25 protein-coding genes are annotated in these 26,595 nt (G+C 71.1%); 9 read left to right on the top strand and 16 right to left on the bottom strand.

From position 1 onward, the window contains the following. From MFF06_RS09960 to MFF06_RS09950, 3 genes are all read left to right on the top strand, one after another. Entirely contained in the window at nucleotides 1–1,206 is a 1,206-nt protein-coding gene (locus tag MFF06_RS09960; protein ID WP_238203376.1) for an HlyD family secretion protein, read from the top strand. A gap of 57 nt (nucleotides 1,207–1,263) precedes the next feature. Next, nucleotides 1,264–2,832, top strand: a complete 1,569-nt coding sequence (locus tag MFF06_RS09955) for a DHA2 family efflux MFS transporter permease subunit (RefSeq protein ID WP_238203375.1) — start codon at nucleotides 1,264–1,266, stop codon at nucleotides 2,830–2,832. Between the two features lie 64 nt (nucleotides 2,833–2,896). Continuing rightward, a complete protein-coding gene (locus MFF06_RS09950; RefSeq protein ID WP_238203374.1) occupies nucleotides 2,897–4,033 on the top strand; it encodes an FAD-binding domain-containing protein in 1,137 nt (378 codons plus the stop codon). A 77-nt stretch (nucleotides 4,034–4,110) separates the two neighbouring features. Here the strand turns inward: MFF06_RS09950 and MFF06_RS09945 are convergent, their stop codons facing one another. From MFF06_RS09945 to MFF06_RS09935, 3 genes are all read right to left on the bottom strand, one after another. Beyond that, a complete protein-coding gene (locus MFF06_RS09945; RefSeq protein ID WP_238203373.1) occupies nucleotides 4,111–4,746 on the bottom strand; it encodes an NAD(P)-dependent oxidoreductase in 636 nt (211 codons plus the stop codon). Nucleotides 4,747–4,771: 25 nt separating this feature from the next. Continuing rightward, a complete protein-coding gene (locus MFF06_RS09940; RefSeq protein WP_238203372.1) occupies nucleotides 4,772–5,749 on the bottom strand; it encodes a sensor histidine kinase in 978 nt (325 codons plus the stop codon). Between the two features lie 99 nt (nucleotides 5,750–5,848). Continuing rightward, on the bottom strand, nucleotides 5,849–6,235 hold the full coding sequence (locus tag MFF06_RS09935; RefSeq protein WP_238203370.1) for a hypothetical protein: 387 nt from the start codon (nucleotides 6,233–6,235) through the stop codon (nucleotides 5,849–5,851). Nucleotides 6,236–6,526: 291 nt separating this feature from the next. On the opposite strand from MFF06_RS09935, the gene MFF06_RS09930 reads away from it, so the two are divergent. Then, nucleotides 6,527–8,686: a malate synthase G gene (locus MFF06_RS09930; RefSeq protein WP_238203368.1), complete on the top strand. Its 2,160-nt coding sequence runs from the start codon at nucleotides 6,527–6,529 to the stop codon at nucleotides 8,684–8,686. Between the two features lie 226 nt (nucleotides 8,687–8,912). On the opposite strand, the gene ssuD is transcribed toward MFF06_RS09930, so the two are convergent. The 7 genes from ssuD to MFF06_RS09895 form a co-directional block, all read right to left on the bottom strand. Then, nucleotides 8,913–10,091: an FMNH2-dependent alkanesulfonate monooxygenase gene (ssuD, locus tag MFF06_RS09925; RefSeq protein WP_238203366.1), complete on the bottom strand. Its 1,179-nt coding sequence runs from the start codon at nucleotides 10,089–10,091 to the stop codon at nucleotides 8,913–8,915. 15 nt (nucleotides 10,092–10,106) lie between these two features. Next, nucleotides 10,107–10,955 carry an ABC transporter ATP-binding protein gene (locus MFF06_RS09920; RefSeq protein WP_238203363.1) on the bottom strand — a complete coding sequence of 283 codons (849 nt, stop codon included), beginning with the start codon at nucleotides 10,953–10,955 and terminating at the stop codon, nucleotides 10,107–10,109. Beyond that, complete coding sequence (gene ssuC / locus MFF06_RS09915) at nucleotides 10,955–11,740, bottom strand: aliphatic sulfonate ABC transporter permease SsuC (protein ID WP_238203361.1); 786 nt, start codon at nucleotides 11,738–11,740, stop codon at nucleotides 10,955–10,957. Before ssuC ends, MFF06_RS09920 begins: the two co-directional genes overlap by 1 nt. Nucleotides 11,741–11,746: 6 nt before the next feature. Beyond that, entirely contained in the window at nucleotides 11,747–12,754 is a 1,008-nt protein-coding gene (locus tag MFF06_RS09910) for a sulfonate ABC transporter substrate-binding protein (protein WP_238203358.1), read from the bottom strand. Nucleotides 12,755–12,761: 7 nt separating this feature from the next. Further along, a complete protein-coding gene (locus MFF06_RS09905) occupies nucleotides 12,762–13,721 on the bottom strand; it encodes an aliphatic sulfonate ABC transporter substrate-binding protein (RefSeq protein ID WP_238203356.1) in 960 nt (319 codons plus the stop codon). Beyond that, nucleotides 13,721–14,305: an FMN reductase gene (msuE, locus tag MFF06_RS09900; RefSeq protein WP_238203354.1), complete on the bottom strand. Its 585-nt coding sequence runs from the start codon at nucleotides 14,303–14,305 to the stop codon at nucleotides 13,721–13,723. The genes MFF06_RS09905 and msuE overlap by 1 nt, the downstream gene beginning before the upstream one ends. 390 nt (nucleotides 14,306–14,695) lie before the next feature. Beyond that, on the bottom strand, nucleotides 14,696–15,106 hold the full coding sequence (locus tag MFF06_RS09895) for a helix-turn-helix domain-containing protein (RefSeq protein ID WP_238203352.1): 411 nt from the start codon (nucleotides 15,104–15,106) through the stop codon (nucleotides 14,696–14,698). A gap of 566 nt (nucleotides 15,107–15,672) precedes the next feature. On the opposite strand from MFF06_RS09895, the gene MFF06_RS09890 reads away from it, so the two are divergent. Then, complete coding sequence (locus MFF06_RS09890; RefSeq protein WP_238203350.1) at nucleotides 15,673–16,179, top strand: hypothetical protein; 507 nt, start codon at nucleotides 15,673–15,675, stop codon at nucleotides 16,177–16,179. 243 nt (nucleotides 16,180–16,422) lie between these two features. Here MFF06_RS09890 and MFF06_RS09885 read toward each other — a convergent pair whose 3' ends face one another. The 3 genes from MFF06_RS09885 to MFF06_RS09875 all read right to left on the bottom strand — a co-directional run bounded on the left by MFF06_RS09885 (nucleotide 16,423) and on the right by MFF06_RS09875 (nucleotide 19,829). Further along, on the bottom strand, nucleotides 16,423–17,292 hold the full coding sequence (locus tag MFF06_RS09885; RefSeq protein WP_238203348.1) for a MipA/OmpV family protein: 870 nt from the start codon (nucleotides 17,290–17,292) through the stop codon (nucleotides 16,423–16,425). 258 nt (nucleotides 17,293–17,550) lie between these two features. Beyond that, the gene (locus MFF06_RS09880) at nucleotides 17,551–18,465 is read right to left on the bottom strand and encodes an EAL domain-containing protein (protein ID WP_238203345.1); all 915 of its coding nucleotides are present in this window, start codon (nucleotides 18,463–18,465) and stop codon (nucleotides 17,551–17,553) included. Nucleotides 18,466–18,764: 299 nt separating this feature from the next. Next, a complete protein-coding gene (locus MFF06_RS09875; protein ID WP_238203343.1) occupies nucleotides 18,765–19,829 on the bottom strand; it encodes an SDR family oxidoreductase in 1,065 nt (354 codons plus the stop codon). Between the two features lie 211 nt (nucleotides 19,830–20,040). Between MFF06_RS09875 and MFF06_RS09870 the strand changes: the two genes are divergently transcribed. Beyond that, on the top strand, nucleotides 20,041–20,322 hold the full coding sequence (locus MFF06_RS09870; RefSeq protein ID WP_238203341.1) for a hypothetical protein: 282 nt from the start codon (nucleotides 20,041–20,043) through the stop codon (nucleotides 20,320–20,322). Between the two features lie 77 nt (nucleotides 20,323–20,399). On the opposite strand, the gene MFF06_RS09865 is transcribed toward MFF06_RS09870, so the two are convergent. After that, nucleotides 20,400–21,731 carry a hemolysin family protein gene (locus tag MFF06_RS09865; RefSeq protein ID WP_370876520.1) on the bottom strand — a complete coding sequence of 444 codons (1,332 nt, stop codon included), beginning with the start codon at nucleotides 21,729–21,731 and terminating at the stop codon, nucleotides 20,400–20,402. 188 nt (nucleotides 21,732–21,919) lie between these two features. Between MFF06_RS09865 and MFF06_RS09860 the strand changes: the two genes are divergently transcribed. Beyond that, the gene (locus MFF06_RS09860) at nucleotides 21,920–23,434 is read left to right on the top strand and encodes a DUF2252 domain-containing protein (RefSeq protein ID WP_238203336.1); all 1,515 of its coding nucleotides are present in this window, start codon (nucleotides 21,920–21,922) and stop codon (nucleotides 23,432–23,434) included. 56 nt (nucleotides 23,435–23,490) lie between these two features. On the opposite strand, the gene MFF06_RS09855 is transcribed toward MFF06_RS09860, so the two are convergent. Next, nucleotides 23,491–23,916: a hypothetical protein gene (locus tag MFF06_RS09855; protein ID WP_238203334.1), complete on the bottom strand. Its 426-nt coding sequence runs from the start codon at nucleotides 23,914–23,916 to the stop codon at nucleotides 23,491–23,493. A 67-nt stretch (nucleotides 23,917–23,983) separates the two neighbouring features. Further along, nucleotides 23,984–24,355 (bottom strand): hypothetical protein, encoded by a 372-nt coding sequence (locus MFF06_RS09850; protein WP_238203332.1) that lies wholly within the window; start codon nucleotides 24,353–24,355, stop codon nucleotides 23,984–23,986. Nucleotides 24,356–24,705: 350 nt separating this feature from the next. Here MFF06_RS09850 and MFF06_RS09845 point away from each other — a divergent pair, with 350 nt between their 5' ends. Then, nucleotides 24,706–25,926 (top strand): MFS transporter, encoded by a 1,221-nt coding sequence (locus MFF06_RS09845; protein ID WP_238203329.1) that lies wholly within the window; start codon nucleotides 24,706–24,708, stop codon nucleotides 25,924–25,926. Nucleotides 25,927–26,000: 74 nt separating this feature from the next. After that, nucleotides 26,001–26,564, top strand: a complete 564-nt coding sequence (locus MFF06_RS09840) for a DUF1236 domain-containing protein (RefSeq protein ID WP_238203327.1) — start codon at nucleotides 26,001–26,003, stop codon at nucleotides 26,562–26,564. Nucleotides 26,565–26,595 lie beyond the last annotated feature (31 nt).

Raw genomic sequence — 26,595 nt, 5'->3', positions numbered from 1 at the left:
ATGGACGCCCGTCGCAGCGACACCTTCGCACCCGCCACGCCGCTGCCCGCGGCCACCGGGGCGCCCTCCCTTCCTCACTCGACCGCCCCCGTGCCGGTGGCGCCGACGCCCGTTCCGGTGAAGGCCAAGCGCGGCCGGGCGCGCGTCGTCCTGCCGCTGATCCTGCTCGCGGCGCTCGGCGGCGGCGGGAGCTACGGTTGGCACTGGTGGACGGTGGGCCGCTTCCACCAGACCACGGACGACGCCTACCTCCAGGCGGACAAGGTGACGGTGGCGCCGAAGGTCGGCGGCCTCGTCGCGACCGTGGCGGTGGGCGACAACCAGCCCGTCCACGCCGGCGACGTGCTGGCGACGGTCGATGACCGCGACTACCGCAACGCCCTGGCCCAGGCGGAGGCCGAGGTCGAGAAGGGCGAAGCGCAGCTCGCCGGGTACGCGGCGGCGGTGATCCAGCAGGTGGCGCAGGTCGAGACCTCCAAGGCCGATGTCAGCAATGCGGAAGCGGCCCTGACCTTCGCCCAGCAGGAGGCGAAACGCTACCAGGAGCTGCTGTCCACCGGTTCCGGCACGTCGCAGCGGGCGCAGCAGACGCAATCGGATCTGCTGCAGAAGCAGGCGGCGGTCACGAAGACCCGCGCCGCCCTCGACGCCTCGCAGAAGCAGGTCGCCACCTTCGAGGCCCTGGAACGCTCGGCCCGCGCCACCATCGCCGGCGCCAGGGCCAAGGTCGAGAAGGCTCGGCTCGACATCGACTACACCGCCATCCGGGCGCCCATCGACGGCGTGGTGGGAGACCGCTCCGTGCGGCCGGGTCAGTACGTCCAGCCGGGCACGGCCCTCCTCACGGTGGTGCCGATGGGACGTGGCCTCTACCTCGTGGCGAACTTCAAGGAGACGCAGATCGGGCACATGGTCCGGGGCCAGCCGGTGACCTTCACCGTCGATGCCTTCGGGGACCACCCGTTCCACGGCACGGTGGAGAGCTTCGCGCCGGGCACCGGCTCGCAATTCGCCCTGCTGCCGCCGGAGAACGCCACCGGCAACTTCACCAAGGTGGTGCAGCGCGTGCCCGTGCGCATCAAGCTCGCCGACGATCCGCTCCTGCCGCGCCTCCGGCCCGGCCTCTCCGTCGAGGCGACGGTGGAGACGAAGGGCGACGACATGGACGGCGACGGGCGGACGCGGCTCAGCCTCGCCGCCCCATAGGCCCCCCGTCGTTGCTTCGCTGACGCTCGCAAAGACGTCCGGTTCGACAGTCACGCCATGACATCCCCTGCTTCTCTTCCCGGCAAGGCCACCGCCCGCGATTGGCTCGCCGTGTTCGGCGCAATCCTCGGCGCGTTCACGGCGATCCTCGACATCCAGATCACCAACGCCTCGCTCTCCGACATCCAGGGGGCGCTCGGCGCCTCGACGGAAGAGGGGAGCTGGATCTCCACGGCCTATCTGATGGCCGAGATCATCGTGATCCCGCTCACGGGCTGGTTGTCCTCGGTGGTGGGGATGCGCCGCTACCTCGCGGTGAACACCACCCTGTTCACGGCCTTCTCGCTGGCCTGCGCCCTATCGAGCTCGCTGGGACAGATGATCGTGTTCCGGGCCGGCCAGGGTTTCACCGGCGGGGTGCTGATCCCCACCGCCATCGTCATCGTCCGCACCCGCCTGCCGAAGTCGCAACAGGCGGTGGGCATCGCCCTGTTCGGCCTCACCGCGACCTTCGCGCCCGCCATCGGCCCGACGGTGGGCGGCTGGCTCACGGACAACCTGTCCTGGCACTACATCTTCTATCTGAACCTGCTCTTCGGGCCCCTCGCCATCGCGATCCAGCTCGGCGCCTTCGACGCCGCCCCCGCCCGCTGGGAGGAGCTGGCCAAGGGCGACTGGCCGGGCATCGGCCTCATGGCCGTTGGCCTGCCGGCCCTGATCTACGTGCTGGAGGAGGGCCAGCGGAAGGATTGGTTCGGCTCGCAGACGATCCTGAACGCCGCGCTACTCGCGTTCGTCGGCATCGCCGGCTTCATCATCCGCGAACTCACGGCCGAGCGGCCCTTCATCAACCTGCGGGTGCTGGCGGACCGGACGGTCGGCGGCTCGTGCTTGCTGATGACCGTGCTCGGCGCGGTGTCCTACGGTTCGATCTACATCATCCCGGTCTACTGCGCGCAGATCCAGGGCTACAACGCCCAGCAGATCGGCTACGTCGTGATGTGGTCGGGCCTGCCGCAACTGATCCTGTTTCCGATGATGCCGCTGATCCTGCGGGCCTTCGACCCGCGGATGCTGGTCGCCACCGGGACGCTGTTCTTCGTGGCGAGCTGCTGGCTGAACGTGGAACTCACCCACGATGTCGGCATGGATCAGTTGATCCTGCCGCAACTTCTGCGGGCCATCGGCCAGCCGCTCTTCACCATCCCCCTGTCGCAGCTCGCCACGGCGGGCCTGAGCCCACGCGACACGGCGGACGCCTCCTCGCTCTCGAACATGATGCGCAACCTCGGCGGGTCGGTCGGCATCGCCCTGCTCTCGACGATGATCGATCGGCGCGAGCACATGCACTTCTCGGTGCTGGCCGAAGCCATCACCCGCAACGCCCTGCGCACCCAGGCCTACCTGTCGGGCGTCGCCGCGATGCTGCACGGGCGCATCCCGGACGAGGCCGCCGCCAAGGGCGCCGCCCTCGGGATGATGGCGCAGCAGGTCCGGCGGGAGGCGATGGTGATGGCCTATGCCGACGGCTTCTGGCTCGTGGGCGCCGGGCTGGTGCTCAGCCTCGGCGTCATCGGGCTGCTGCGGCGGCCGCCCCGGGCGGCCGGACCGGTGGAGGCGCACTGAGGCGCGCCCCGGACCGATTGTCCCTGTTCCTCCCCGCGGCCCGGCCGCGCGCTAGCTCGGGACCATGGACCGCACCTTCCCCATGACCCGCGCCGCCGGGCTCGACCGCCTCTCCGCATTCCTGGCCGGGCCTGGCATCGCCTATGCCGCCGCGCGCAACACCGATGCCGGACCGGAGGCCCGCCCGACCACCTCGGCGCTCTCGCCCTACCTCCGGCGGCGCCTCGTTACCGAGCAGGAGGTGGTGGAGGCGGCGCTCTCGGCCTTCGGCGAGGAGGGCGCGGAGAAGTTCGTCACCGAGGTTTTTTGGCGGACCTACTTCAAGGGCCACCTCGAGACCCATCCCGCCGCCTGGACGGACGCCCTCGCGGGGGCCGGGGACGAGCATCATCGCCTCGAAGCCGAGCCTGGCCTGCGCCGCGCCTACGAGGCCGCCATCGAGGGCCGGACGGGGATCGACGCCTACGATGCCTGGGCGCAGGAACTCGTCGCCACGGGCTGGCTGCACAACCACACCCGGATGTGGTTCGCCTCGATCTGGATCTTCACCCTGCGCCTGCCCTGGACGCTGGGGGCGGAGTTCTTCATGACCCACCTCCTCGACGGCGACCCAGCGAGCAACACCCTGTCCTGGCGGTGGGTCGCCGGGCTGCACACCCGGGGCAAGCACTACGTCGCCCGCGCCGACAACATCCGGCGCTACACGAACCAGCGCTTCCAAGCCGACGGCCTCGACGAGGCGCCCGAATCCCTCGACGAGCCGATGCCGCCGAAGGAGGTGCCCCTCACCAAACCCGATGCTGCGCCCGGGGGCGAGGCGGCGCTCCTCCTGCATCTCGACGACCTGCACCCGGAAAGCCTGCCGCTGGCGGGCACGCGGATCGTCCGGGTCGGCGGCCTCGTCGCCCACGCCCCAGGCGCATCGGAGCGGGTGCGGCAGGCCGACGAGGCGGCCATGGCCGACGGCCTCGCCCGCGCGGCCGCGCATTTCGGCTGCGAGGCAATGCCGGCCACGGGCGATTGGGCGGGCGGGCTACCCATCGTGACGGCCTGGGCACCGGTGGGACCCTCCGCGGAGGCCCTGCCCGACGGGTGCCTGCGCGTGCGGCGGGCCTGGGACGAGGCCACGTGGCCGGTCTCCCGCCGGGGCTTCTTCAAGGTGCGCCAAGCGATTCCGGCGATCCTCGCGGATCTGGGTTGATCGGCGCCGCGCTCCATCCCCTCGGACGTCGGTGCTCCGCTCGCACTCGCCATGACGGCGAGGGTTGGCAGTGACGATTACTTCACCAGCACCACCGCCTTCTTGCGGTAGGCCTGCTGCGCGATCTCGCCCACGATGAAATGCGCCACCTCGGCCCGGGGGATCAGCCCGTTGCGCCACGAGGACGGCTCGGCAAGCACCTTGTAGCGGCCGGTGGCCGAGCCCGGCGTGAGGATGCCGGGCCGGACGAAGGTCCAATCCAGGGTGCTGCGCCGGATGCGCATCTCCTGCACGTCCTTGTCGTCGTAGGCCCGGCCGAGAACGAGGCGGAAGGGCACCCGCTGGAGGAGGCCGATGGCGTCGCGGCTGTCGCCGGTGCCGAAGCCGGTGACGGCGATGATCCGGCGCACCCCGGCATCCTCCATGGCCGGGACCAGCACGGCGGTCGCCCGCGAGAACAGCGTCACCGGGCCGAGGAGATCCTTGCCCGGCACGCCGAGCGCCTGCACCACCACGTCGATGCCATCGACGGCGGCGGCGACGTCGGCCGCGTTCAGGGCGTCGCCCGCGAAGGGCTCGAAGCCGGGATCCGTCACCGCCATGCGCCCGGCGGAGCGGGCGAAGCCCCGCACCCGGTGCCCGGCGGCGAGCGCCGCTCTCACGGTTTCCAGGCCGATACCCTGGCTGGCGCCGATGACGAGGACGTGGGCCATGTGGTCACTTCCCGAAATGAGGGGCTTAAGCGAGGGGCGCGGTCATCGCGAATCGCATCCCGTCCCCGGTGATGGCGCGCTCGAAGCCGCCGCGCAGGCTGCGCTCGATGGTGAGGGTGAGGAGGCGCGATCCGAATCCGGTCCCGTCCGGCTGTCCGGTCCTTTGCGGGACCGAGGTTTCTTCCCAGGCGAGGTGCAGGGTGCCGTCCTCGACGCGTCCCGTCACGGTGAGATGCCCGCCGGCCGCCAACGCCCCGTACTTGGCCGAGTTGGTGGCGAGTTCGTGGAAGATCATCGCATAGTCGTTGGCCCGGTCGGCGCCGATCACAGCGGCGTCGGGGATCTCCACGGCGATGGCGGCCCCCGATTCATAGGGAGAGAGGATCCGCTCGGCGAGGTCGTGCAGCTTAATTTGGCTGTGGTCGAGCTTCTTGGCCCGAGTCGCCAGGATCGTCGCCTGGTGCAGGACGCCGAAACGCTGCGAGAGATCCTTCACGAAGCCGTCCACCGAGTGCGCGTCGCGCGCCACGATGGAGGTGAGCGCCCGGGCGACGGAGAACATGTTCGAGACCCGGTGGGCGAGTTCGGCCGTCAGCAGGCGCTCGGCTTCCTCCGCCCGCTTGCGTTCGGTGACGTCGAGGAAGATCGCCTGGATCCATTCCCCGACGCTGCCCTCCGCACCGCCGACGCCCCGCGCCGAGATCCAGCGCGCGGTCGGCCCTTCGCCGATGCGGAAATCGAAGCTGTAGGGATGGGCGTCGTCCGCGCTCGCCATCCACTCGCTCACCATCGCCTCGCGGTCCTCGGGGTTCACCCGCGCGAAGAGGTCGTCGAGCCCCACCACGGTCTCGTCCGTTCCCCAGAACGACCGGCACAGGCTGTCGAGCTGCGCCAGGCGGCGCCGGGGGGACCACGCCCAGAGGCCGACCCCGCCTCGGTGGATGGCCCCCGTGAAGCTTTCCAGCGTCCACTCGTCTCCGCTGAGTTCGGCGTCTTCGCCCATGCTCGTCCACTTCGTCGGTTCGGCGGACAAGATTCCCGCCGTTTCACCGAAGGTTCAAGTGCGGCAAAGGTTGCCTTCGCGCCGTGGAATCCGGTCCGCTCAGCCGGCGGGCCGGTCCTCCGCCGGGCCGACCCGCTGCCCCGCCTCGCCCAAGCCCTGCTTCATCGCCTGCCGGTTGACGAGGCCGAGGGCCATCACGGTGCGCTCCAGGCCATCGATGGCCCCCGCGAGGCGGTGGCGCGCCTCCGCCATCTCGTCGTCCTCGTCGGTCGGCGTCTCGGCGAGCTTCACGGCGGCGATCAGCACCGCGTCGCGCTCGTCCTCGATCCGCGGGTCGCGGGCGAGGTTGCCGCGCACGTCGGCGTCGTAGGCCTCGATCACCGCCCATGGCAGGGCGTCCTTGGTGAGCGCGCCGGGGAAGCGCTGCGCCTGCCGGTGGGCCGTGGCCGCGGCGCGGGCGACGAGGTCGGCGAGGGTGGTGGCCATGGCTCGCTTGCCCAGGACGGTTTGACGGGAGAGGGCGGGTTGCGCCCGCTAACATATTGCCGAGACGCGAATTTCCGGCGCCTCTCGATGCGGGATACAGCGGGCCTCGCGGAGGGTCAAACGCCCTCGGCCCGCCGGACCGCCTCCGGGGCGATGGGTCGCCGGGGGCGACGGTCTCACGGAACTGTAGTCCCTGGCCTATCTGGACGGTTTGACCTGTGGCGCGTGTCGGGTAACCCCCCGCGCAACGGGCGGCACATCGCCTTGCACCCTGTCTCAAGTGGTTTGGTAATGGATCGATTGACCCTCGGCGGCCTCGCGATCGCGCGGGAGCTGCACGACTTCGTGGCGGACGAGGCCCTCCCCGGGACCGGAATTTCGCCGGAGGTGTTCTGGGGCGGCCTCGGCGCCATCGTGCGCGACCTGACGCCGAAGAACCGCGCCCTGCTGGCCAAGCGCGACGCGCTGCAGGCCCGGATCGATTCCTGGCACAGGGAGCGTGCCGGCAAGCCCGCCGACCCGGCCGCCTACAAGGCGTTCCTGAAGGAGATCGGCTACCTCCTGCCGGATCCCGGCGCGGTCGAGGTGCGCACCGAGCGGGTGGACGACGAGATCGCCCGGATCAGCGGCCCGCAGCTCGTAGTCCCGGTCTCGAACGCCCGCTACGCGCTGAACGCCGCCAACGCCCGCTGGGGCTCGCTCTACGACGCCCTCTACGGCACCGACGCGGTGTCGGAGGAGGGCGGCGCCGTGCGCAGCGGCGGCTACAACCGCGCCCGGGGCGCCCGGGTCGTCACCCGCGCCCGCAGCACCCTCGACCGCTTCGTGCCCCTGGCGGGCGGGCGCCACGCCGATGTCGTGACCTACGCGGTGGAGGACGGCCAGCTCGTCGGCAACATGAACACGGGCGAGACCGTGCCGCTGGCCCGGCCTGAGCTGTTCGCGGGCTATCGCGGCCGGGCGAGCATGCCCTCGGCCCTGCTCCTGCGCCATCACGGCCTGCATGTGGAGGTCGTGATCGACCGCACCCACCGGATCGGCCGGTTCGACGCCTCCGGCGTCGCCGACATCCTCCTCGAATCCGCCGTCTCGACCATCATGGATCTCGAGGATTCGGTCGCGACGGTGGACGCGCAGGACAAGGTCGTCGTCTACCGCAACTGGCTCGGCCTCATGAAGGGCACGCTCTCGGCCGCGTTCCAGAAGGACGGCCGGACCCAGGAGCGCCGCCTCAACCCGGACCGGCACTACATCGCGCCCCACGGCGGCGAGGTGGTGGTGCCGGGCCGGTCCCTCATGCTGGTGCGCAACGTCGGCCATCACATGGACACTGATGCCGTGCTCGACGGTGAGGGCCGCGAGATCCCCGAGGGGATGCTGGACGCCGCGATCACGGCCATGATCGCCATCCACGACCTCAAGGGCGATTCCGGCCTGCGCAACAGCCGCCAGGGCTCGGTCTACATCGTGAAGCCGAAGATGCACGGGCCGGAGGAGGTCGCCTTCGCCGTCGAGCTATTCGGCCGGGTCGAGGCGATGCTGGGCCTGGAGCCCAACACCCTCAAGATGGGCATCATGGACGAGGAACGCCGCACCACGGTGAACCTCGCCGCCTGCATCGCGGCCGCGGCGAGCCGCGTGGTGTTCATCAACACCGGCTTCCTCGACCGCACCGGCGACGAGATCCACACCTCGATGGAGGCGGGCCCGGTCATCCGCAAGAACGACATGAAGGCCACGCCCTGGATCAAGGGCTACGAGGAGAACAACGTCGATGTCGGCCTCGCCTGCGGCCTCCTCGACAAGGCCCAGATCGGCAAGGGCATGTGGGCGGCGCCCGACGCCATGGCCGACATGCTGATGCAGAAGGGCGCCCACCCCAAGGCCGGCGCCTCCACGGCCTGGGTCCCGTCTCCCACCGCCGCCACGCTGCACGCCCTCCATTACCACGAGACCGACGTCCGCGCCCGGCAGGCGGAGCTCGCCCGGCGGCCGCGCTCGGCCATCGACGAGATTCTCGACATTCCGCTTGCCCGCTCGAACTTCTCGCCCGACGACGTCCAGCAGGAGATCGAGAACAACGCCCAGAGCATCCTCGGTTACGTGGTCCGCTGGATCGACCAGGGGGTCGGCTGCTCCAAGGTGCCGGACATCCATGATGTCGGCCTGATGGAGGACCGGGCGACGCTGCGCATCTCCTCCCAGCACATCGCCAACTGGCTGCACCACAAGGTCGTGAGCGAGGATCAGGTGATGGAGACGATGAAGCGCATGGCCAAGGTCGTGGACCGTCAGAACGCCAGCGATCCCCTCTACCGCCCGATGGCGCCGGACTTTGACGGCCCGGCCTTCCGGGCGGCCTGCGACCTCGTCTTCAAGGGCCGCGAACAGCCCAACGGCTACACCGAGTGGGTCCTCACCGCCCGCCGCCGCGAGGCCAAGGCGGGGTGAGGATGGGGGTAACCCTCTCCCCGCTTGCGGGGAGAGGCCCGCTGACACCTTGGCGTGTCAGCGGGAAGCGGAGGCGAAGCCGAAGCGGCGGAGAGGGGGCTCACCCATCGAGCCTCGTTCGGCACGCCGCCTCACCATCGGCTGCCGCCTCGCTTCGGCGACGACGGGGTCGCCGAAACCCTCTCCCCGAAGGCGGGGAGAGGGGGATCCGTAGCGTGCTTACGGCCTACCCCCCGGCCGCCCGCCGCTCGGGGATGAGGTCGTTGGCGATGATCTCGCCAAAGGGTCCGTGGTTGCTGGCGCCGGTGGCCGGGCGGCCGGTGGTGGCGCGGAGCGGCAGCTTGGGGAAGACCAGTTCCGCGAAGCGGTAGGCTTCCTCCAAATGCGGGTAGCCGGAGAGGATGAAGCGGTCGATCCCGAGATCGATGTACTCCTTCATCCGGTCGGCCACCTGATCGGCCGAGCCGACGAGGGCCGTGCCCGCGCCGCCGCGCACGAGTCCGACGCCGGCCCAGAGGTTGGGCGAGACCACGAGCTTATCGCGCTGGCCGCCGTGCAGCGCCATCATCCGGCTCTGGCCGACGGAATCCTGGCGCTTGAGGGTCGCCTGGGCTCGCGCGATGGTCGCATCGTCGAGGCGGGAAATTAGGCTCTCGGCCGCCTCCCAGGCCGCCGACTCGGTCTCGCGGGCGATGACGTGCAGGCGGATGCCGTAGGAGAAGGTCTTGCCCTTGGCGGCCGCCGCCTCCCGGGCGGCGGCGATCTTCTCCGCCACCTGAGCCGGGGGCTCGCCCCAGGTGAGGTAGACGTCGCAATGCTCCGCCGCCACGGCGATCCCGGCGGGCGAGGAGCCGCCGAAATACAGCGGCGGATAGGGCTTCTGGACCGGCGTGAAGATCACGCGGCCGTCCTCGACCTTCAGGTGCCGGCCCTCGTAGCTCACGCTCTCGCCCGAGAGCAGGCGCCGCCAGATGTGCAGGAACTCGTCGGTGACGGCGTAGCGCTCGTCATGGGCAAGGAACACGCCGTCGCCGGCGAGTTCCACCGGGTCGCCGCCGGTAACGACGTTGATGAGCAGGCGTCCGTCCGAGATCCGGTCGAGGGTCGCGGCCATGCGCGCGGCGGCCGAGGGCTGCTGCAGGCCGGGGCGGACGGCGACGAGGAAGCGCAAATTCCGGGTCAGCGGGGCCAGCGCCGAGGCGATAACCCAGGAATCCTCGCAGGAGCGCCCCGTGGGCAGCAGCACGCCGAAATAGCCGAGTTCGTCGGCGGCCTGGGCGATCTGGCGGAGGTAGGGCAGGGACACCTCCCGCGCGCCCTCGGAAGCGCCGAGGTAGCGCCCGTCGCCGTGGGTGGGGAGGAACCAGAGGACGTCCGCGCGTCCGTCTTGCGAAACTTGGGTCATGGGGTCTTCCTGCGCTCAGGCGGCCTGGGGCGTGCCGAGCAGGTGGTCGAGGATACGGCCTTCGAGCCGCGCGAGGTCGGGGTCTCCCCGGCGCCGGGGGCGGGGAACGTCGACCCGGAGGTCGAGGGCGATCCGGCCGCCATCCACCACGAGGATGCGGTCTGCGAGCGCCACCGCCTCCGCGACGTCGTGGGTGACGAGCAGGGCGGTGAAGTCCTGGGCGCGCCAGATCCGCTCGATCAGATCCTGCATCTCGATGCGGGTGAGGGCGTCCAGCGCGCCGAGTGGCTCGTCGAGGGCCAAGAGGCCGGGGCCGCTCACCAGGGCGCGGGCCAGCGCCACCCGCTGGCGCTGGCCGCCGGAGAGGGTGGCGGGCCACTGCCCGGCCTTGTCCGCGAGGCCGACTTCCCTCAGCGCCTCGCGTGCCCGGTCACGGCGCTCGCCGCGCGAGCCCATCCCCGTGAGGCCCACCGCCACGTTGTCGAGGACGCGGGCCCAGGGCAGCAGCCGCGGCTCCTGAAACATGATCCGGCGCGGGGGGACGGCGCGCGGCGGGGTGCCGGGCGGCGGTTCGATGGCGATCCGGCCGGAGGTCGGCTCCTCCAGGCCGAGGATGAGCCGCAGCAGCGTGCTCTTCCCACAGCCGGACCGGCCGACGATGGCGGTGAAGCTGCCACCGGGCAGGTGCAGGTCGAGGCCGCCGATGACGGGGTTGCCGTCGAAGCTCTTGTGCAGGTCACGCACGGTAACGGCGAGGCCCCGCTGGGGGGCCTGCGGGCGGGCCTCGACACGCGGGGGGGCGGCTGGTTCCGGGTTGTCGCGGGCGGGCACGGCGGCGTCCCGGTGGAGGGCGTCGAGCAGCATCAGGCGCTCCTGTAGGCGGGATTCCAGGAGAGGCAGGCCCGCTCCAGCATCCGGGTGAGGGTGTCGGCGAGCTTGCCGAGCGCGGCGTAGATCAGGATCGCCAGCACCACGACGTCGACGAGCATGAACTCCCGTGCCTGCATCGCCATGTAGCCGAGGCCGGAGGAGGCCGAGATTGTCTCGGCCACGATCAGCGTCAGCCACATGATGCCGAGCGCGTAGCGCAGGCCGACGAAGATCGAGGGCAGGGCGCCGGGCAGCACCACCCGCCGGAAGAGTTCGGCGCGGGTCATGCCGTAGACCCGGCCCATCTCCACGAGGGCGGGGTCGATGGATCGGATGCCGTGCAGGGTGTTGGCGTAAATCGGGAAGAACACGCCCAAGGCGACCAGGAACAGCTTGGCCTCCTCGCCGATGCCGAACCACAGGATCACCAGGGGGATCAGCGACAGGTGGGGCACGTTGCGCACCATCTGCACGGAGGTATCGGTCAGCCGCTCGGAGAGGCGGGAGAGGCCGTTGGCCAGCCCCAGCGCGAAGCCGATGCCCCCGCCGATGGCGAAGCCCGCCAGCGCCCGCAGGCTGCTGACGCCGAGGTTGGTCCAGAGTTCGCCCGTCCGGACCGCCTCGCTCCCCGCCCGGACCACGTCCAGGGGGGCGGGCATGAAGCGGTTCGAGACGAGTCCGGCCGAGACGGCGGCCTGCCATCCGGCGAGGATCGCCACGGGCAGGAGCCAGGGGAAGGCCGCATCGCGGAAGCGGGCGGCGGGGAAAGCCTGTGCCATCGTTCCTCAAGCCTTGTCGGGGCGGGGCCACACGGCGTCTTCGACGCGCAGCGGCTTCGGCAGCAGGCCGAGGCCGTGGAAGGCGTCGGCCACCCGCTGCTGGTCGGCGACGGTCGCCGCGTCGAGGGGCGCGACCCCGTAGGATTGCCGTTTGAGGGCGACAGACAGGATCGGCGCCGGAATGCCGACCGCGGGTGCCAGCTCCCTCGCCACCTCCTCCGCGTGGCCGGCGGCCCAGCGGTCGAGGTCGCCGATGGCCGCCAGCACCGCCTGGACGAGGCCGGGTTGGCCGTCGGTGATCGCCCGCCGGGAGAGGTAGAACTGGCGGTTCGGCGCAAGCCCCTGCCCGTCGGCGAGGATCCGTGCGCCCGTCGAACGCTCGGCGGCGGCGAGGTAGGGATCCCAGATCGCCCAGGCATCGACGGCGCCGCGCACGAAGGCCGCGTTGGCATCGGCCGGGCCGAGGAAGGCGAATGTCACGTCCGCGTAGGGCACGCCCGCCGCCTCCAGCGCCCGCACCACCAGAAAGTGGACGTTGGAACCCTTGTTGAGGGCGACCGTCTTGCCGCGCAGGTCCGCGACGCTGCGGATCGGGCTGTCCTTCGGCACCAGGATCGCTTCGCCGCGCGGGGCCGGCGGCTCGGCGCCGATGTAGCGCAGGTCCGCGCTGGCGGCCTGGGCGAAGATCGGCGGCGCCTCTCCGGCCGAGCCGAAATCGATGGCCCCGGCATTCAGCGCCTCCATCAGGGGCGGGCCAGAGGGGAACTCCGCCCAGGTCACGGACCAGCCCTTGGGGGCGAGCGCCGTCTCCAGGCTGCCCTTGCCCTTGAGGAGCGCCAGGGACCCGTACTTCTGGAACCCGATGCGCACGGTGCCGCCCTCGGCGCGGGCGGGGCCGCGCAGGGCGAGGGCGGCGGCGAGGCCAGCGCCCGCCGAGAGGATCAGCCGCCGGTGGGGCAAGGGCCGCGCCGATGCCAGGGCGCGGGCCTGCGGGCGGGGAGAACGGGGTGTCATGGGCGGATCAGCCGTTGCGGGGAGGGGCGGTCCAGACCGCATCCGCGACGCGGATCGGAGCCGGGATCAGTTTCAGGGCGTGGAAGCGGTCGGCGATGGCTTGCTGCGCGGCGACGATGCGATCGTTCATGGGGCCGATGACGTAATCGGTCCGGTCCACGGCGCGCTTGGTGGCGGCGAGCGGCACGCCGGTCCCGGCCGAGAGCAGCTGCGCCACCTCGCCCCGGTTCTGCGTGCACCACTCGGCCACGCGCGAGAGGGCATCGATGGTCGCCGTCAGCACGGCCGGGCGCTTTTCCGCGAGGGGGCGGCTCGCGAGGAAGTAGTTGTTGTAGGGCGCGATGGTCTGCGACGTCGCCAGCACCCGCACGCCCTCTCCGGCCTCGGCGATGGCGAAATACGGGTCCCAGATCGTCCAGGCATCGACGCTGCCCCGGGAGAAGGCGGCGGCGGCATCCGCCGGGGCCAGGGTCACCGGCGTGATGTCGCCGTAGGTCAGCCCGGCCTTCTCCAGCGCCGCCAGGGTGAGGGCGTGGGCGCTCGACGCCTTGGCGAAGGCGACGCGCTTGCCCTTGAGGTCCGCCAGGGAACGGATCGTGGAGCCCGGCGGCAGGAGGATGCCCGCGCCCGAGCCGCCCGCCTCCTGCGCGGCCGCGTAGACGAGGCGCGACTTCGCGGCCTGCGCGAAGATCGGCGGGGCGTCGCCGGTCTGCCCGAAGTCGATCCCGTCGAGGGAGAGGGCTTCGAGGAGCGGCGGGCCGAAGGAGAACTCGACCCAGGTGACACGATGACCGAGGGGCTCCAGCGCCGCCTCGATCGTCTTCTGCTGCTTGGCGACGACGAGGATGCCGTTCTTCTGGTAGCCGATCCGCAGGACGCCGGGCTCCTCGGCTTTGGCCGCACGCAGGGCCGGGACAGACGCAAGCGCCCCCGCCAGCAGGCCGCGGCGGTGCAGGGACGCGCCCATCACTCGGCCGCCGCGAGGGCCGGGGCGGCGGAGGCGGCGCGGTGTGCGAGCAGCGCGGCGAGCTGCCCGCCCGCCTCCACCGCCCGCGCCTTCACCCCGGCTTCCACCAGCGCGCCGTCCGTGAAGTCGGCGTCCGACGCGTAGACCGTGGTGGGGATCTGCAGGGCGCCGAAGAAGCCGAAGAGGGGTCTGAACGCGTGCTCGACCACGAGGGCGTGCCGCGGCCCCCCGCCCGTGGCGACGATGGCCACCGGCTTGCCCACCAGCGCAGCAGGATCCACGAGGTCGAACAGGTGCTTGAACAGCCCCGTGTAGCTACCCTTGTAAACGGGGGAGCCCACGACGAGCCCGTCCGCCCCCTCGATGGCATCGAGCACGCGCCGGGCCTCGGGCGAGAGGCGGTCGCGGCTCCAGGCGGCGCCGAGGCCGGAGCCGGCATCGACGAAATCGAGCAACTGCACATCGAGGGGCGACGCGTCGCGGGAGGATTCCCGCGCGACAGTCAGCACGGTCTCAACCAGGGCGCGCGTCTTCGACGGCCGTTGGAGGTTGGCACTCACGCCCACGAGTTTCGGTCGGCTCATCACACACTCTTCCATCGACGCGGCCCCGCGCCACCGGGCGCCGGAGGGCTTGTCGTCTCGTTCCTCAAGGGTGTGGCCGAGGGCCGTTCCGGTCAATGAAACGTTTTCTCAAACACGGCTGCGCCTGGAGGCTATTGTTTCGCAGATCCGCGGATGGCGGTGAGAATTCACCCTCCGGGATTCCGTGCGGAGAGGGATGGCTTCGCCGGATTTGTTCGGGGATCGAGCGTCGGATCCCGCGAGGTCCGGATCGGCCGGGGATTTCTTCTTCAAATTTGGCCGAGAATGGGGAAATCGTGCCGTCTGCGGATGGGCTGCGGGAACATCGTTCCCCGCGATTCCCGTTCGCCCTCGCAGGGCCTCTCAGGCGATGGCTCCCGGCTCGTCGGCTCAGTTCACGCTGGTGCGATAGCGCACGAGGATCGTGAGGAGGTCGGACAGGCTCGCGAGGCACTCGACGTCCGGCATCTGGAGGAGCGTCCGCGTGATCTCCTCGCGGCAGGCCGCCGCCTGCCGCAGGGGGCCTCGCTCGACGGGCAGGAAGCGGGTGAGCGGCACGTCGAGGATCTCGCTGACCGCGCACAGCGTCCCCACGGGGATCCGGCTCTGGCCCCGCTCGTATTTCTTCATCTGGACGACGGTGAAGCCGAGCCTGCGGCCGAGATCGAAGCTCGACATGCCACGGAGCTGGCGTTCGGCCGTGATCCGCGTGCCGACGTACCGGTCGATCGGCCCGGCTTGGCGCCGCTTCAGCGTTGCGGCCGTGGATCGCCGGCCCTGATCGCGCACATCGTCCGACATGCCGCCACCATCCCGTCCCAGGAGGCTTGGGTTTGCGGTACGCCCCCGCAAACGAGCCTTGACCATCCATAGTCGGGGAGTGGGGTAAGCCGCGACAAATCGGCTCCTACGACCTTTAGCACCGGAGCACCTGAACATGCGTCGCAGGCTCCCCGACCCACTGGTCACGGATCGCGGCACCGTTCCGGCCGATGCCAAGCCGTTCGTCGTGGGACTCCCCAGTCCCGGAGCGGCGCGTACCGCTCCGATGGGATGGCTAGGCCATCATAGGATCGAAATCCAGGCCCAATCGCTGTGTTTTCGCGGCTCGCGCACACTTATTCGTCATCGGCTGGCGTAATCGTGATGTAAAAACCGCTATTTCAATCGTCGGTTGAGATCTGAATTACAATATAAACTTCGAATTGCTTGAGCGAGGGAGTGTATTCTCGTAGGAATGGCGACGGTTTTCGTGCGCGGCGCCAGGGAGACTTCGCCCCGCGGACGATTATCCTTGGACCACTGACCGGGGTGTGCCTGGCGGATGCCCGCAGGCCCCCGCGCGTCACCCCGCCGGGATGTTGCGTATGCCGGACAAGACCTCGGGTTCAGCCCCTTCGCCCGCCGGCGAGGCCGACGAGGTGGCCCACGCCACCGGCATTCGTCGCAGGACCTTCATCCGGCACTGCGTCCTCACCCCCGTCGTCTGCGTCTGGACCCTTTATGGTGCGCTGCGCCTGTCCGCCGTCGAGGGGGTCTTTGCCAGCATCGCCTTCCGGGCGCTGTCGCTAACCTTCTTCATCGGCTTCTCGTTTCTCTTGATGAAATCCGTCGTCAACTTCGTCCAGTTGCTGATGCATTACGGGATGTGCAAGGATTTCGGGTTCCTGAATGCCGGTCAGAAGCACGACATGGTCTCGGCGCTCTCCGCGGCGCTCTATGCTAACCTCGTCTCCGTCGCCAACGTCTCGCAGATCTTCTACGCGGACAAGGCTTGGGTTCTGCTGGCCGTCGAGACGGTCATCTGGCTCTGCGTGGAATGGCGCTTCCGCGCGAGGATGTTTCCGGCAGGGGTGGCCGCCGGCCCGGTCTGACCCGCGCGAGCCGCCTGGGTTCGGGGACCTGAAACCCCGCCCGTCGGCGCAAGCGGTTCGACCGTTGCTGACGGCGTCCTGAAGCCGTTTCAGTTTGCTTTCGATCTTTGCGCTCCCTCGTCATTGCGAGCGAAGCGGAGCAATCCAGTGCAGCGGGACTCGACCGACCGTGGCGGATCCCTGGATCCCTTCGTGTCGCTCGCAAGGACGGTCGAGCGTGCGATCCGGATCGAACCGAAAACTCTAGAACAACGGTTTCGTGCGGAACGTGTAGTCCACCCGGAGTCCGCCGGTATACTGGTCGGGATTGCCGTAGGGCCGGTCCACGAGGGGGCTTGCGCCGGAGGGGCCGAGGATGCGGCTGTAGCCGCCGAACAGCGTGTAGGACCACGTCTCGTCCTGGCGGAAGGTGACGGCGCCGACGAGGCCGGCCGAGTAGAAGCTGCCCGGGCTGTAGGGGGTCAGCCGCCCGTTGATGGCGGCCTCCGCCGGGCTCACGCCGAAGTACTTCCGCGCGAAGCTCGCATCGCCGATGTTGAACCGGGGTCCGACGGAGAACATCCAGCGGTCGAAGGGAATGAGGTAATCGACCGCGACGGTCCCCACGGTGCCGTGATGGCCGTAGACGCCCTGGCGGACCTCGCCGCGCAGGCGCACGGAGGGGACCGGGTACACCTCCACGAACAGGCCGGGCTCGAAGGCGATCCGCGCGTCGCGAAGGCCGAAGAGGTGCTGCCGGTCGTCTCCGTAGAACCGGCCCGGCACGAAGCGCAGGGTCGGCCCGGCGCGGAATTGCTCGGTGTCGTAAAGCGTGAAGCTCAGGTTGTCGTCCGGCGCGGAGAAGCGCTTCGGCTCGCCGGCGCGGCGAATGTCGCCGCCGGGATACCACACCCAGGTGTAGTCGGAGGCTCCCGGATAGCGCGGGATCGCCTGGATCGTGCCGCTGAGGGTGATCTCCCATGTCTGAGGATCGACATAGGTGAAGGCCGGCTGGCGGGGAGTCGTGGCCGTGGGCAGGTCGGCCGCGCAGGCCGGGCCGGCCAGGGCGAGGCCGAGGACGGCCGCCGCTCCCATCGGCCCCCGGCCGGTTCCGAACTCAACGCTGCTTTTCACTTCCCGGATCCGGCCTCTCGCATCCGGCAGAATCCCGGTCGCGCCTTAACAAGCCAGACACAATTTCTCGATCTTGACCATATCCCCAGGATCACGCCCGCGAGAAAGCGTGGCGCGCGGCCCCGGTCAGACGATGATCGCCGGATGGAAGGTGCCGTCGCAGAACGGCAGGCTGAACCCGATGGCGATGGCGTTCCCGTCGAACCGGACGATGGCGGCGCGGCGCTTGCCGATCGTCACGGGGCTGCCGACCGTCAATTAGCCGGGGGCCGCCACGGTGAAGAGGGCGCCGGATTTCGAGAGGTTCTCGATCCGGCCCTCGCGGGTGGTGCCGCCGGGCAGCCGCACCGTCACCAGCCTGATCTCCGGCACGATCCGCGGATCGGACCGCTGATCCGGCGGCTTCGCGTTGGGCTCATCCTGCCATCGGAGGCGGGCCGCGACCCGGGCCGCCCGGAGGTCGCCGAGGTCGAGGATGAAGCCGCTGGGACGCGGCGCGCCGACCCGGCCGGACAGGGCTCCGACCGTGGCGAGGTAGCAGACGGCGCGCTGGCCCGCCCGTCCCGATAGGTCGGTCGCGATGGCCGCCCTGTCGTGCGTGACGAGGATGGCGCGGCAGGCTTCCTCCACCGCCCAGGCGCCGAGTTGCACGATCTTCCCCGTCTCCTCCGCCACGGAGATGAAGTCGCCGGGGGAGATCATGCCCCGCGTCGGGTGTTGCCAGCGCAGCAGCAACTCGCCCGATGAGACGTCGACGATCGGCTGGTAGACGAGGAAGAAGTCCCCCCGCCTGATCGCGTCCTTCATGTCCAGGGCGAGCCAGCCGCGTACCGAGTCCCGGGCGAGCACCTTGGCTTCGAGCAACTGATGAGTGTTCCGGCCCGCCGCCTTGGCCTCGCACAGGGCCACGTCGGCCTGGCGGAAGAGCTCGTCGCCGGTGGCGCTGTCGTCGTTCACGAGGACGACGCCGATGCTGATCGCGATGTCGATCATCCGGCCCTGGTGGGTAGGCGGCAACGGGACGGCGCCGAGGATCCGCCGGCACCCGTCGTGGACGGCAGCCTCGCCGGCCACCGTGTCAATGACGGTGACGACCGTCAGCCCGATCAGCCGCGCGAGCGACCGCATCAACGGCGCGCGGAAGGCCGCCTCGCTCATTCCCACGCTGACCATCCAGCCGGATCCCGGCAGGCGCTGTTACGCCATGCGGGCGTCCGGCCCTCCGCCGGTTGGCGTCGTTGGTGACGACGACGTGGCCGTTGCGATACCCGTCCCGCGCCACACCGCCCGTGGCCGAGTCGATCCGGAAAAGCGGGACGTGCCGCGCAAGGACAGGAGGGGGCAGCGAACACCGCCCCCCGGCCGGACCCGCAAGACGACCGGTCTTCGACGGGCGGCATGCCGCTCATTCGCGCCAAGGGTATCTTCCCGTCGAGGGCCGGGGCTTCGCCTCGCCGGAAAATCCCTTGCGCCTACGGGATGACCTTGGCGGTCCGCAGACGGGCGAAGAGGTCGAAGAAGGCGTCGTCGGTCGCTTGGTAGTCGAGGAAGCCGAGGCGGCGGCTCTTGCCCATGTCGGTCACCACCTCGATGGGACGCCCGAGATCCGCATCCGTGTGCCACGCGGAGGCGAGGCGCCCGAGGTCCGGCTCCACCAGTCCGTGCCGTGCGGCGATCTCCCGCCAGAGCGGCTCGGCCCCGGCCATCTGCTCCGCCAGGGGCATGATCGCGCCCTCGAAGGGGGCGGGCTCCAGCCCGAACCACCCGGCGATCCGCCCCCACATCCAGCTCCAGCGGAAGACGTCGCCGTCGACGACGTTGAACGCCTCGTTGCGCGCAGCGGGTGTCGTGGCCGCCCAGGTCAGGTGCCGGGCGAGGAGGCGCGCGTCGGTCATGTCGGTCAGGCCGTTCCACTGCACGGCCGAACCGGGGAAGCGGAAGGGGCGCCCGGCCTCCCTGCAGAGCGTGGCGTAGACGGCGAGCGTCACGCCCATGTTCATGGCGTTGCCCAGCGCGTAGCCGATGATGGTGTGGGGACGGTGCACGCTCCAGCCGAAGCCGTCGCGCGCGGCCGCCGCGAAGACTTCGTCCTCTTGTGCGTAGTAGAAGTTCTCCACGTCGAGGCGCGGCTGCTCCTCGCGGAAGGGCGTCGGCGGCAGGGTGCCCTTCCCGTAGGCCTCGAAGGGCCCGAGGTAATGCTTCAACCCCGTCACCAGGGCGACATGGCGGACGCTGCCCGCCGGGCGCAGGGCGTCGAGCAGGTTGCGGACCATCGCGCCGTTGACGCGGATGTTCTCTGCCTCCGTGTCCTGCCGCAACCAGGTGGTGATGAAGACATGGCTCGGGCGGCGCGACTCCAGCGCCTGCCGCAGGCTCGCGGGATCGAGGAGGTCGGCGGCGATGGGATCGACCCCCGCCAGATCCTGCGGCGGGCGCCGCGCGAGACCCTGGACCGCCCATCCCGAGGCGACGAGGTGCTGGGCGAGATTGTTGCCGACGATGCCGCTCACGCCGGCGATCAGTGCCGTTCCGCTCATGATGCTCTCTGCTCCGATGGAAGGGGAGCTAGGGGGCGGGCGGAACCATGGCTAGGGAGGGACCCGGTCGCACCGGGCCGTGCCCGACCGGTCTGTACGACTTTGGGAAGGGCGCCGGGCGACCGGTGTCAGGGATTGTTTACGGCACGGAAAGGTTGGCGAGCTACGCCGGGGGACACGTCACCTACGACCGCGAGAATCGCCCTCCACCATGCCCAAGCCCCCGGCTGGCGCGCATTCCCTGACCCTCCCGCCCCCCGCGATCCGCATGGATGCGGGCGGGGGCGAGCGTGACGTGTGCGGCGTCGATCTGGGCAGCCTTGCGAACGTCCTCGGCGGCATTCTCGAGCGCCGGACCCAAGCGGGCGAATGGGTCGAGTACGACCCGGCCTGCTGGCAGGAGCGGGCGGAGAAGCTGTCGAAGGAGGTCAACTGGCTGCTCGGCCGGGTGGACGAGTGCCTCGCCGAAAACGGGCTCGACGGCGGCCTCTGACACAGCCGGATCGCGTCGCTCCCCACCCGCGCGGGGGGGGCGCCGAGCGGCATCGACGGCCGGGCGAGGGACGGTGCCTATGCCGCCGCGGCGGGCGCCCCCGGCAGGGGGGTGGCGAGCACCTTGTCGATGCGCCGGCCGTCCATGTCCACGACCTCCAGCCGCCAGCGCTCCGCGGCGATGGCGTCGCCCTCCGCCGGGATGCGCCCGAGCCGGTAGATGATGAAGCCCGCCAGCGTCGTGAAGTCGTCCGTCGCCGGCGGATCGGCGAAGGCGAGGCGCTCGAAGGCGTCCTCGGCCGGCATCATGCCGTCGATGAGCAGGGAGCCGTCCTCCCGCTCGACCACGGCGGGATCCTCGCCCGGCTCGGGGATGTCGCCCGCGATGGCCTCCAGCAGGTCCGTCTGCGTGACGATGCCCTCCAGGCTGCCGTACTCGTCGACGATGGCCGCGAGCTGGAGGGGGCTGCGCTGGAAGCTTTCGAGTGCTGCCAGCACCGTCATGCCCTCGTGGATGACGTTGGGCGCCCGCATGGCGGTGGCGATGTCGGGCGCGAGGCCGTCGAGGATCTGGTCGAGCAGATCCTGCTTGCGCAGCACCCCGACGAGTTCGTCGATTCCGCCACGGCTCACGACCACGTGGGCGTGGCTGCAGGCGCGCACCGCCCGCAGCATCTCCTCGTGCGGCGCGTCGAGGTCGATCCATTCCACCTCGTGGCGCGGGGTCATGATCTCCCGGACGCGCCGGTCCCCGAGCTTGAAGATGCGTTCGACTGCCTCTTGCTGCGCCTCGCGGATGAGGCCGGCCTCCCGGCTCGCCTCCACGAGCAGGTTCAATTCCGCGGTGGAATACTGGCTGCCCTCGCCGTGGCCCGGCTGCAGCCCGCACAGGCGCAGGACGCCGTTGCCGAGGCCGTTGAGGAACGAGATCGCCGGGCGGAACAGGATCAGGAACAGGCCGAGCGGCCGGATCACGGCCAGGGCCGTGCGCTCGCTGCGCTGGAGGGCGAGGCTCTTGGGGGCCAACTCGCCGAGCACGATGTGCAGGGAGGTGATGACCACGAAGGAAAGCACCACCGCCACCGTGTGCGCGACCGCCGTCGACACGAGGCCCGGGAGCCATGCGAGGGCAGGCTCGATCAGGTGGGCCAGCGCCGGCTCGCCGACCCATCCGAGGGCCAGAGACGAGATGGTGATGCCGAGCTGCGTCGCCGCGAGGTGGGCGTCGAGGCGGTCGGTGGCCGAGAGCAACGCCTTGGCGTTCGCCCTGCGCTCCACCACAAGTTCGGCCACGCGGGACCGGCGGACCGCGACCAGGGCGAATTCGGCCGCCACGAAGAAGCCGTTCGCCAGAACCAGGGCAAGGACCGCCAGCAAACCCAGGCCCGTCGCCCAACCGTCGTCCGAAATCGCCGCCTCCCGTCGCACCGTCGCCGGTCGAGCCTCATACAGGAGAGACGATCCTCGTCCTACCGGGTTCCCTATCCATCGGGATCGCCGCACCCCCGGAATCCGGCTGCGTATCCGGCCAACGTCGGCCCCGCGCTTTTCATCCGGCCCCGCGGCGTTACCTTGACCATTGCGAGCGGACGAGGACGATGGAACGGTCAGGACATTCCCCGGAGGACGGGCGGCCGGAATCCTCCTCGTCGCGGGACGACCGGAAGGACGCGGTGGTGGAGGCTGCCGGGCAGGCCGTCCTCGAGCCCCTGGCGGATTTCCCGCGCATCGATCTGCGCAACGGCGTGGAGCCCTGGGACACCCGCCGCACCGCCGGAAAGATGCTCCGGTCGCGGATTGCCCACGCGGCCCATGCCGACCTGGTGTCCGGCCCGGACCGGCCCGATCCGGTCTCCCTGATCGAGGCCGCGCACGAAGGGCGGCAACCGCACCTCATCCCCTTGCGGGTGGCGCGGATGGCCTCCTCACCCTTCGCCTTCCTGCGCGGCGCCGCCCAGGTCATGGCCTGGGACCTCGCCCAGGGACCACGCGGCGTGATCGATGTGGTGATGAACGGCGACGCCCACATCGCCAATTTCGGCCTATTCGGCTCGCCGCAGGGCGACGTGGTGCTCGATCTGAACGATTTCGACGAGGTCACGGTCGGGCCCTGGGAGTGGGACCTAAAGCGCCTCTGCGCCAGCATCGAGGTGGCGGCACGGGACGCCGAGGTGCCGCGCTCCGACCGGCGGGAGGCGTTGCTCAGCGCGGCGGCCGGCTACCAGCTCACCATGGACGACCTCGCCCCCCGCGGGTCGCTCGACGTCTGGCAGCGCGCCTCGCGGGCCGACGACCTCGCCTTCGCCGGGGCCGAGATCGACGAGCGCTCGCGGGCCGTCGTGGACAAGGCCGTCGAGAAGGCGCGAAAGAAAAACAACCAGAGCCTGCTCGACCGGGTGGGCGAGCGCCGCACGGACGGCGGCTGGCGCTTCAAGGAGGAGCCGCCGATCCTCGTGCGGGTGGACGAGGCCACGCGGGAAGCCGTCATCACCGGCCTGGAGCGCTATGCCGAGACGCTGCCGCGGGAGCGGCGCTTCATGCTGAGCCGGTACCACGTGGTAGACGTGGCGCACCGTGTGGTCGGCGTCGGCAGCGTCGGCACCCGGGCCTACGTCGCGCTGCTCTGCGGCAACTCCGATCACGACGCCCTCTTCCTGCAGGTGAAGGAGGCGGTGCGCCCCGCCCACGCCCCCTACTTGCCCGGGATGCCCGAGCCCTATGCGAGCCACCAAGGCGAGCGGGTGATCTACGGTCAGCGCCTGCTCCAGGCCGTGGGCGACCCCTTGCTCGGCTGGACGACCATCGACCGGCGGCCGTTCTACGTGCGGCAGATGAAGAACATGAAGGGCGAGATCCCGGTGGCCCGCATGACCGGCCAATCGCTCCTGTACTTCTCCCATGCCTACGGGGCGTTGCTGGCCAAGGCCCATGCCCGCACGGGGGATGCGGCGGCCATCGCAGGCTATTGCGGCCATGCGGGCCGCACCGACCTGCGCGAGGCGATCGCCGACTGGGCGGCGGCCTACGGGGACCGGAACGCGGAGGATCACGCGACCTTCCTGAAGGCCATCGAGTCCGGCCGGCTCCAGGCGGCGGACGATCCCTGCCTCTGACGGTCCGGCGGTCTCGCCGACCCGGGAGCCGGGGCTCCGGGGTCGACGGCGCGGCCTCAGCCCTTCGCCGGCTTCACCTTGCGGATGGTCCCGTCGAGGGTGACGTGCAGTTCGTGGGTGCTGCCGTCCTTGGATCCCATGATCTCGAAGTGCTTCGGCCTGCGCGTCGGCTCGCCCTCGATCGCGTAGCCTTCGGCTTTCACCGTGGCGAGGGCGGCGGCCGGGTCGGCGTCCCCGTGCTCGTGCGGCTTCGGCCATGCGATGGCGCGGGCGGCGCCGTCGCCGACGGTGATGGAGGTCACCTTGATCTCCGTCGGCTTGTGCTCGCCCTCGACGGAGACCCGGTCTCCCACCGCGAGGGAGACGCCTTCCGCCCCCTTGGGGCCGAGATCGGCGAGGGTGCGCCCGTCGGCTCCCTCGATGGCCAAGCGGTGGCCGAAGACGGCCCAGACGGTGCCGCGGACGTGGTGCGTGTCGGTCATGGGAATGATGCTGCCTGTTCGAGGGGGGGGCGGGGGCGCCCTGGTGGCGTCCCCGCGAGGGTCGGCGTCAGCGCGCGTCGGACGGCTTAAGAGTCGACAGCTTGTCGAGAAGCTGGAGGGTGAGGTCGGCGCAGGTCTTCATCGATTCGTCGTCGGCGCATTTCACGTCGATGCGCGCGTCGCCGCGCTCGAACCGGAAATGCGCGGCCTTCGACGGCGGCGGGGGCGGCGGCGGGCCGTCCGGTCCGCGCCGGGGACCGCCGGGGGGAGGGGGCGGGCCGCCATCGGGACCGGCTCGCCGACCGCCGGGCGGCGGCGGGGGCGGAGCGGCCTCGGGACCGCCGCGCGGAGCGTCGGGCGGGGGCGGGGCCGGCTGCGCCACGGCGGCGGTGGCGAAGAGCAGGGCGGTGGCACCGAGCAGGGCGGCTGTCTTGGTCATGGGGTCCTCGGGGGCAGGGCGCATCGCTGCGCCGGGTGTCGAACGTGTGGAGGCGTGGCGGGATGCCGGTGGGCCGTGCGGCTCGCGGCTTCGTGTCGGATCCGATCCCGCCTCGGCGGGGCGTACGAGCCCGGATCCGGTCGGGCTCGCCGTCCGTTCCTCCGTCGTACGACGCCCCCGGCAATCGGCCCTGAACCGCGCCGTTCAGCTCCCGTTAAAGCCTGGACGCCCCATCCCGGGGCCATGGGGAGGGCTCGCCCATCGACACGCTACGTCACCGGCCGCCAAGCCTGAGGTCGTCGCGCTGGCGGTTCGCCCTCTTCACCGGCCTCTACCTCTACCAGGGCCTCGTGGCGGGCTTCGCGCTGACGGCGCTCGCCAACCATTTCGCCGCCGCAGGCGCCACGACGGCGGAGATCGGCCGCCACCTCGCGGTGGTCGGCCTGCCCTGGGTGTTGCAGCCCCTGCTCTGGGGACCGGTGATCGACCGCGCGACCCCCTCCCGCATGGGGCCCCGGCGCTACTGGCTGGTGCTGTCGCTCGCCTGCGCGCAGGTCTGCCTCGCCGGACTGCTCCTGCTCGGCGCCGCCCCGGGCCTGACCGCGGTGAGCGCCGTCCTGTTCCTGCACAGCCTCGCCGCCTCGCTGGCCGACACCGCGACCGACCGCATGATCGCCGGCAGCGTGCCGGCGGACGAGCTCGGGCGCACGAGCGCCGGCACGCGGGCGGGCTTCGTGATCGGCAGCGCGGCGGGCACGGCGGTCTTCGCGTGGCTCCTCGGTGCGGGTGGCCTGCCCGCCGCCTCGGGGGCGCTCCTCCTCCTCACCACGCCGCTGGCCCTGGCTGCCCTGCTGGTGCGGGAGGAGCCCGGCGACCGGCTTCTCGCCCTCCGGCGCGGGTCAGCGGCGCGCGTTGCTGCCCGTGGGCGGGTCGGCGAGGCCGTCGCCTTCGCGCGCGAGTTGCTCGCCGCGTTCCGACATCGCGACGCGGCCCTCCTCCTGGCGATGTGCTTCGCCATCGATTTCGGGCTGGCCCTCTTCCAGGTGCCCTTCGCCGTGGCGCTGGTGCAGGTCCATGGCTGGGATGCGGGCGACCTTTCCCGGCTCCAGGCGGGACTCGCCCTTCTCGGCGGAACCCTCGGCGCGGCGGGGCTCGGCGCCGCCGTCGACCGCATCGGGCCCGGCCGGGCGTTGCGCGCCCTTCTCGCCGCCTGCGCCCTCACCTTCGCCGTCGCCGGGGGGCTGATCGCCGCCGGGTTCGAGGCCGCCGCCGGACCGGTCATCCTGGGCCTCGTCAGCGTCGTCCCTGCCCTGCTCTACGTGGCCCTGCTGCCGACAGTGCTGCTGGCGAGCCGGGCGGGACGGGCCTCCGCGACGCAGTTCCAGGTCTACATGGCAGCGATGAACCTCGGGGACGTGGCGGGCTCGGCCCTGGCGGGGCCGCTCGCGGGTCTCCTGTCCTCCGTCATCGTCGCCGCCGCCGTCGCCATCCTGTTCGCGGCCTGCACGCGGGCGGTCCCGGCGGGGCGGGACCTCGCCGCGTCTCCCGGCACCGACGACACGCGGGCCTGACCGGGCACCCGCGGGCTACCCGCGGCGGCGGCGCCGGGCTAGACGACCGGGCCCGCCTCGACCCGGATTCGCGCATGCGCCTCCTGCTCATCGTCAGTATCGCCGCAGCAATCGCAGCATTGGGGGCGGTGGCCTATCAGTTCCGGCCGCGCGGAGGGTCCGTTCCGGCACCGTCCCGCGCGCAGACGGCCATGCCGGATCCCGCCCCGGCGCCGCCGGCCATCCGCTCCATTCCGATCCGCCCGAAGGAGGCGCCGGATGCCGGTCCATCCCCCGCGCCGACCGGGGCTGCGGTCGCCCCGAAGGCCCCCGACGTGCTGGCGGGCGTCTCCTCCACCCTCGACGACCTCCGCAGGCGCGAGACGGCCGAGGGCCGCGACGGCCCCGTCATCACGCCGGGCCAAGTCGAAGCCCTGAAGGCCCAGGCGGAGCGGCGCCATGTCCGGCCCGTGACCCGGATGAGCTTCCCCCTCGAGCCCGGCACCACGGTCCCGCAGCAGGTCTTCCTGCACCCGACGCCGCCGGAACTGGCGGGCCTCGCCCCGGCGGGCGATTCGCTCGGCTTCATCCTCGTCGGCGACAAGCTCGTGCTGGTCGGCATGGCCTCGCGCCGCATCGTGGCAGTGGCCAAGGGCTGAGACGCGCCACCGCGACCGGGCGGGATGTGCG

The sequence above is a fragment of the Methylobacterium aerolatum genome, from assembly GCF_022179085.1.
In the GTDB taxonomy this organism is placed as follows: Bacteria; Pseudomonadota; Alphaproteobacteria; order Rhizobiales; family Beijerinckiaceae; genus Methylobacterium; species Methylobacterium aerolatum.
Note: the sequence above shows the minus strand (reverse complement) of the source record. Positions and strands in the feature narration are given on the sequence as shown.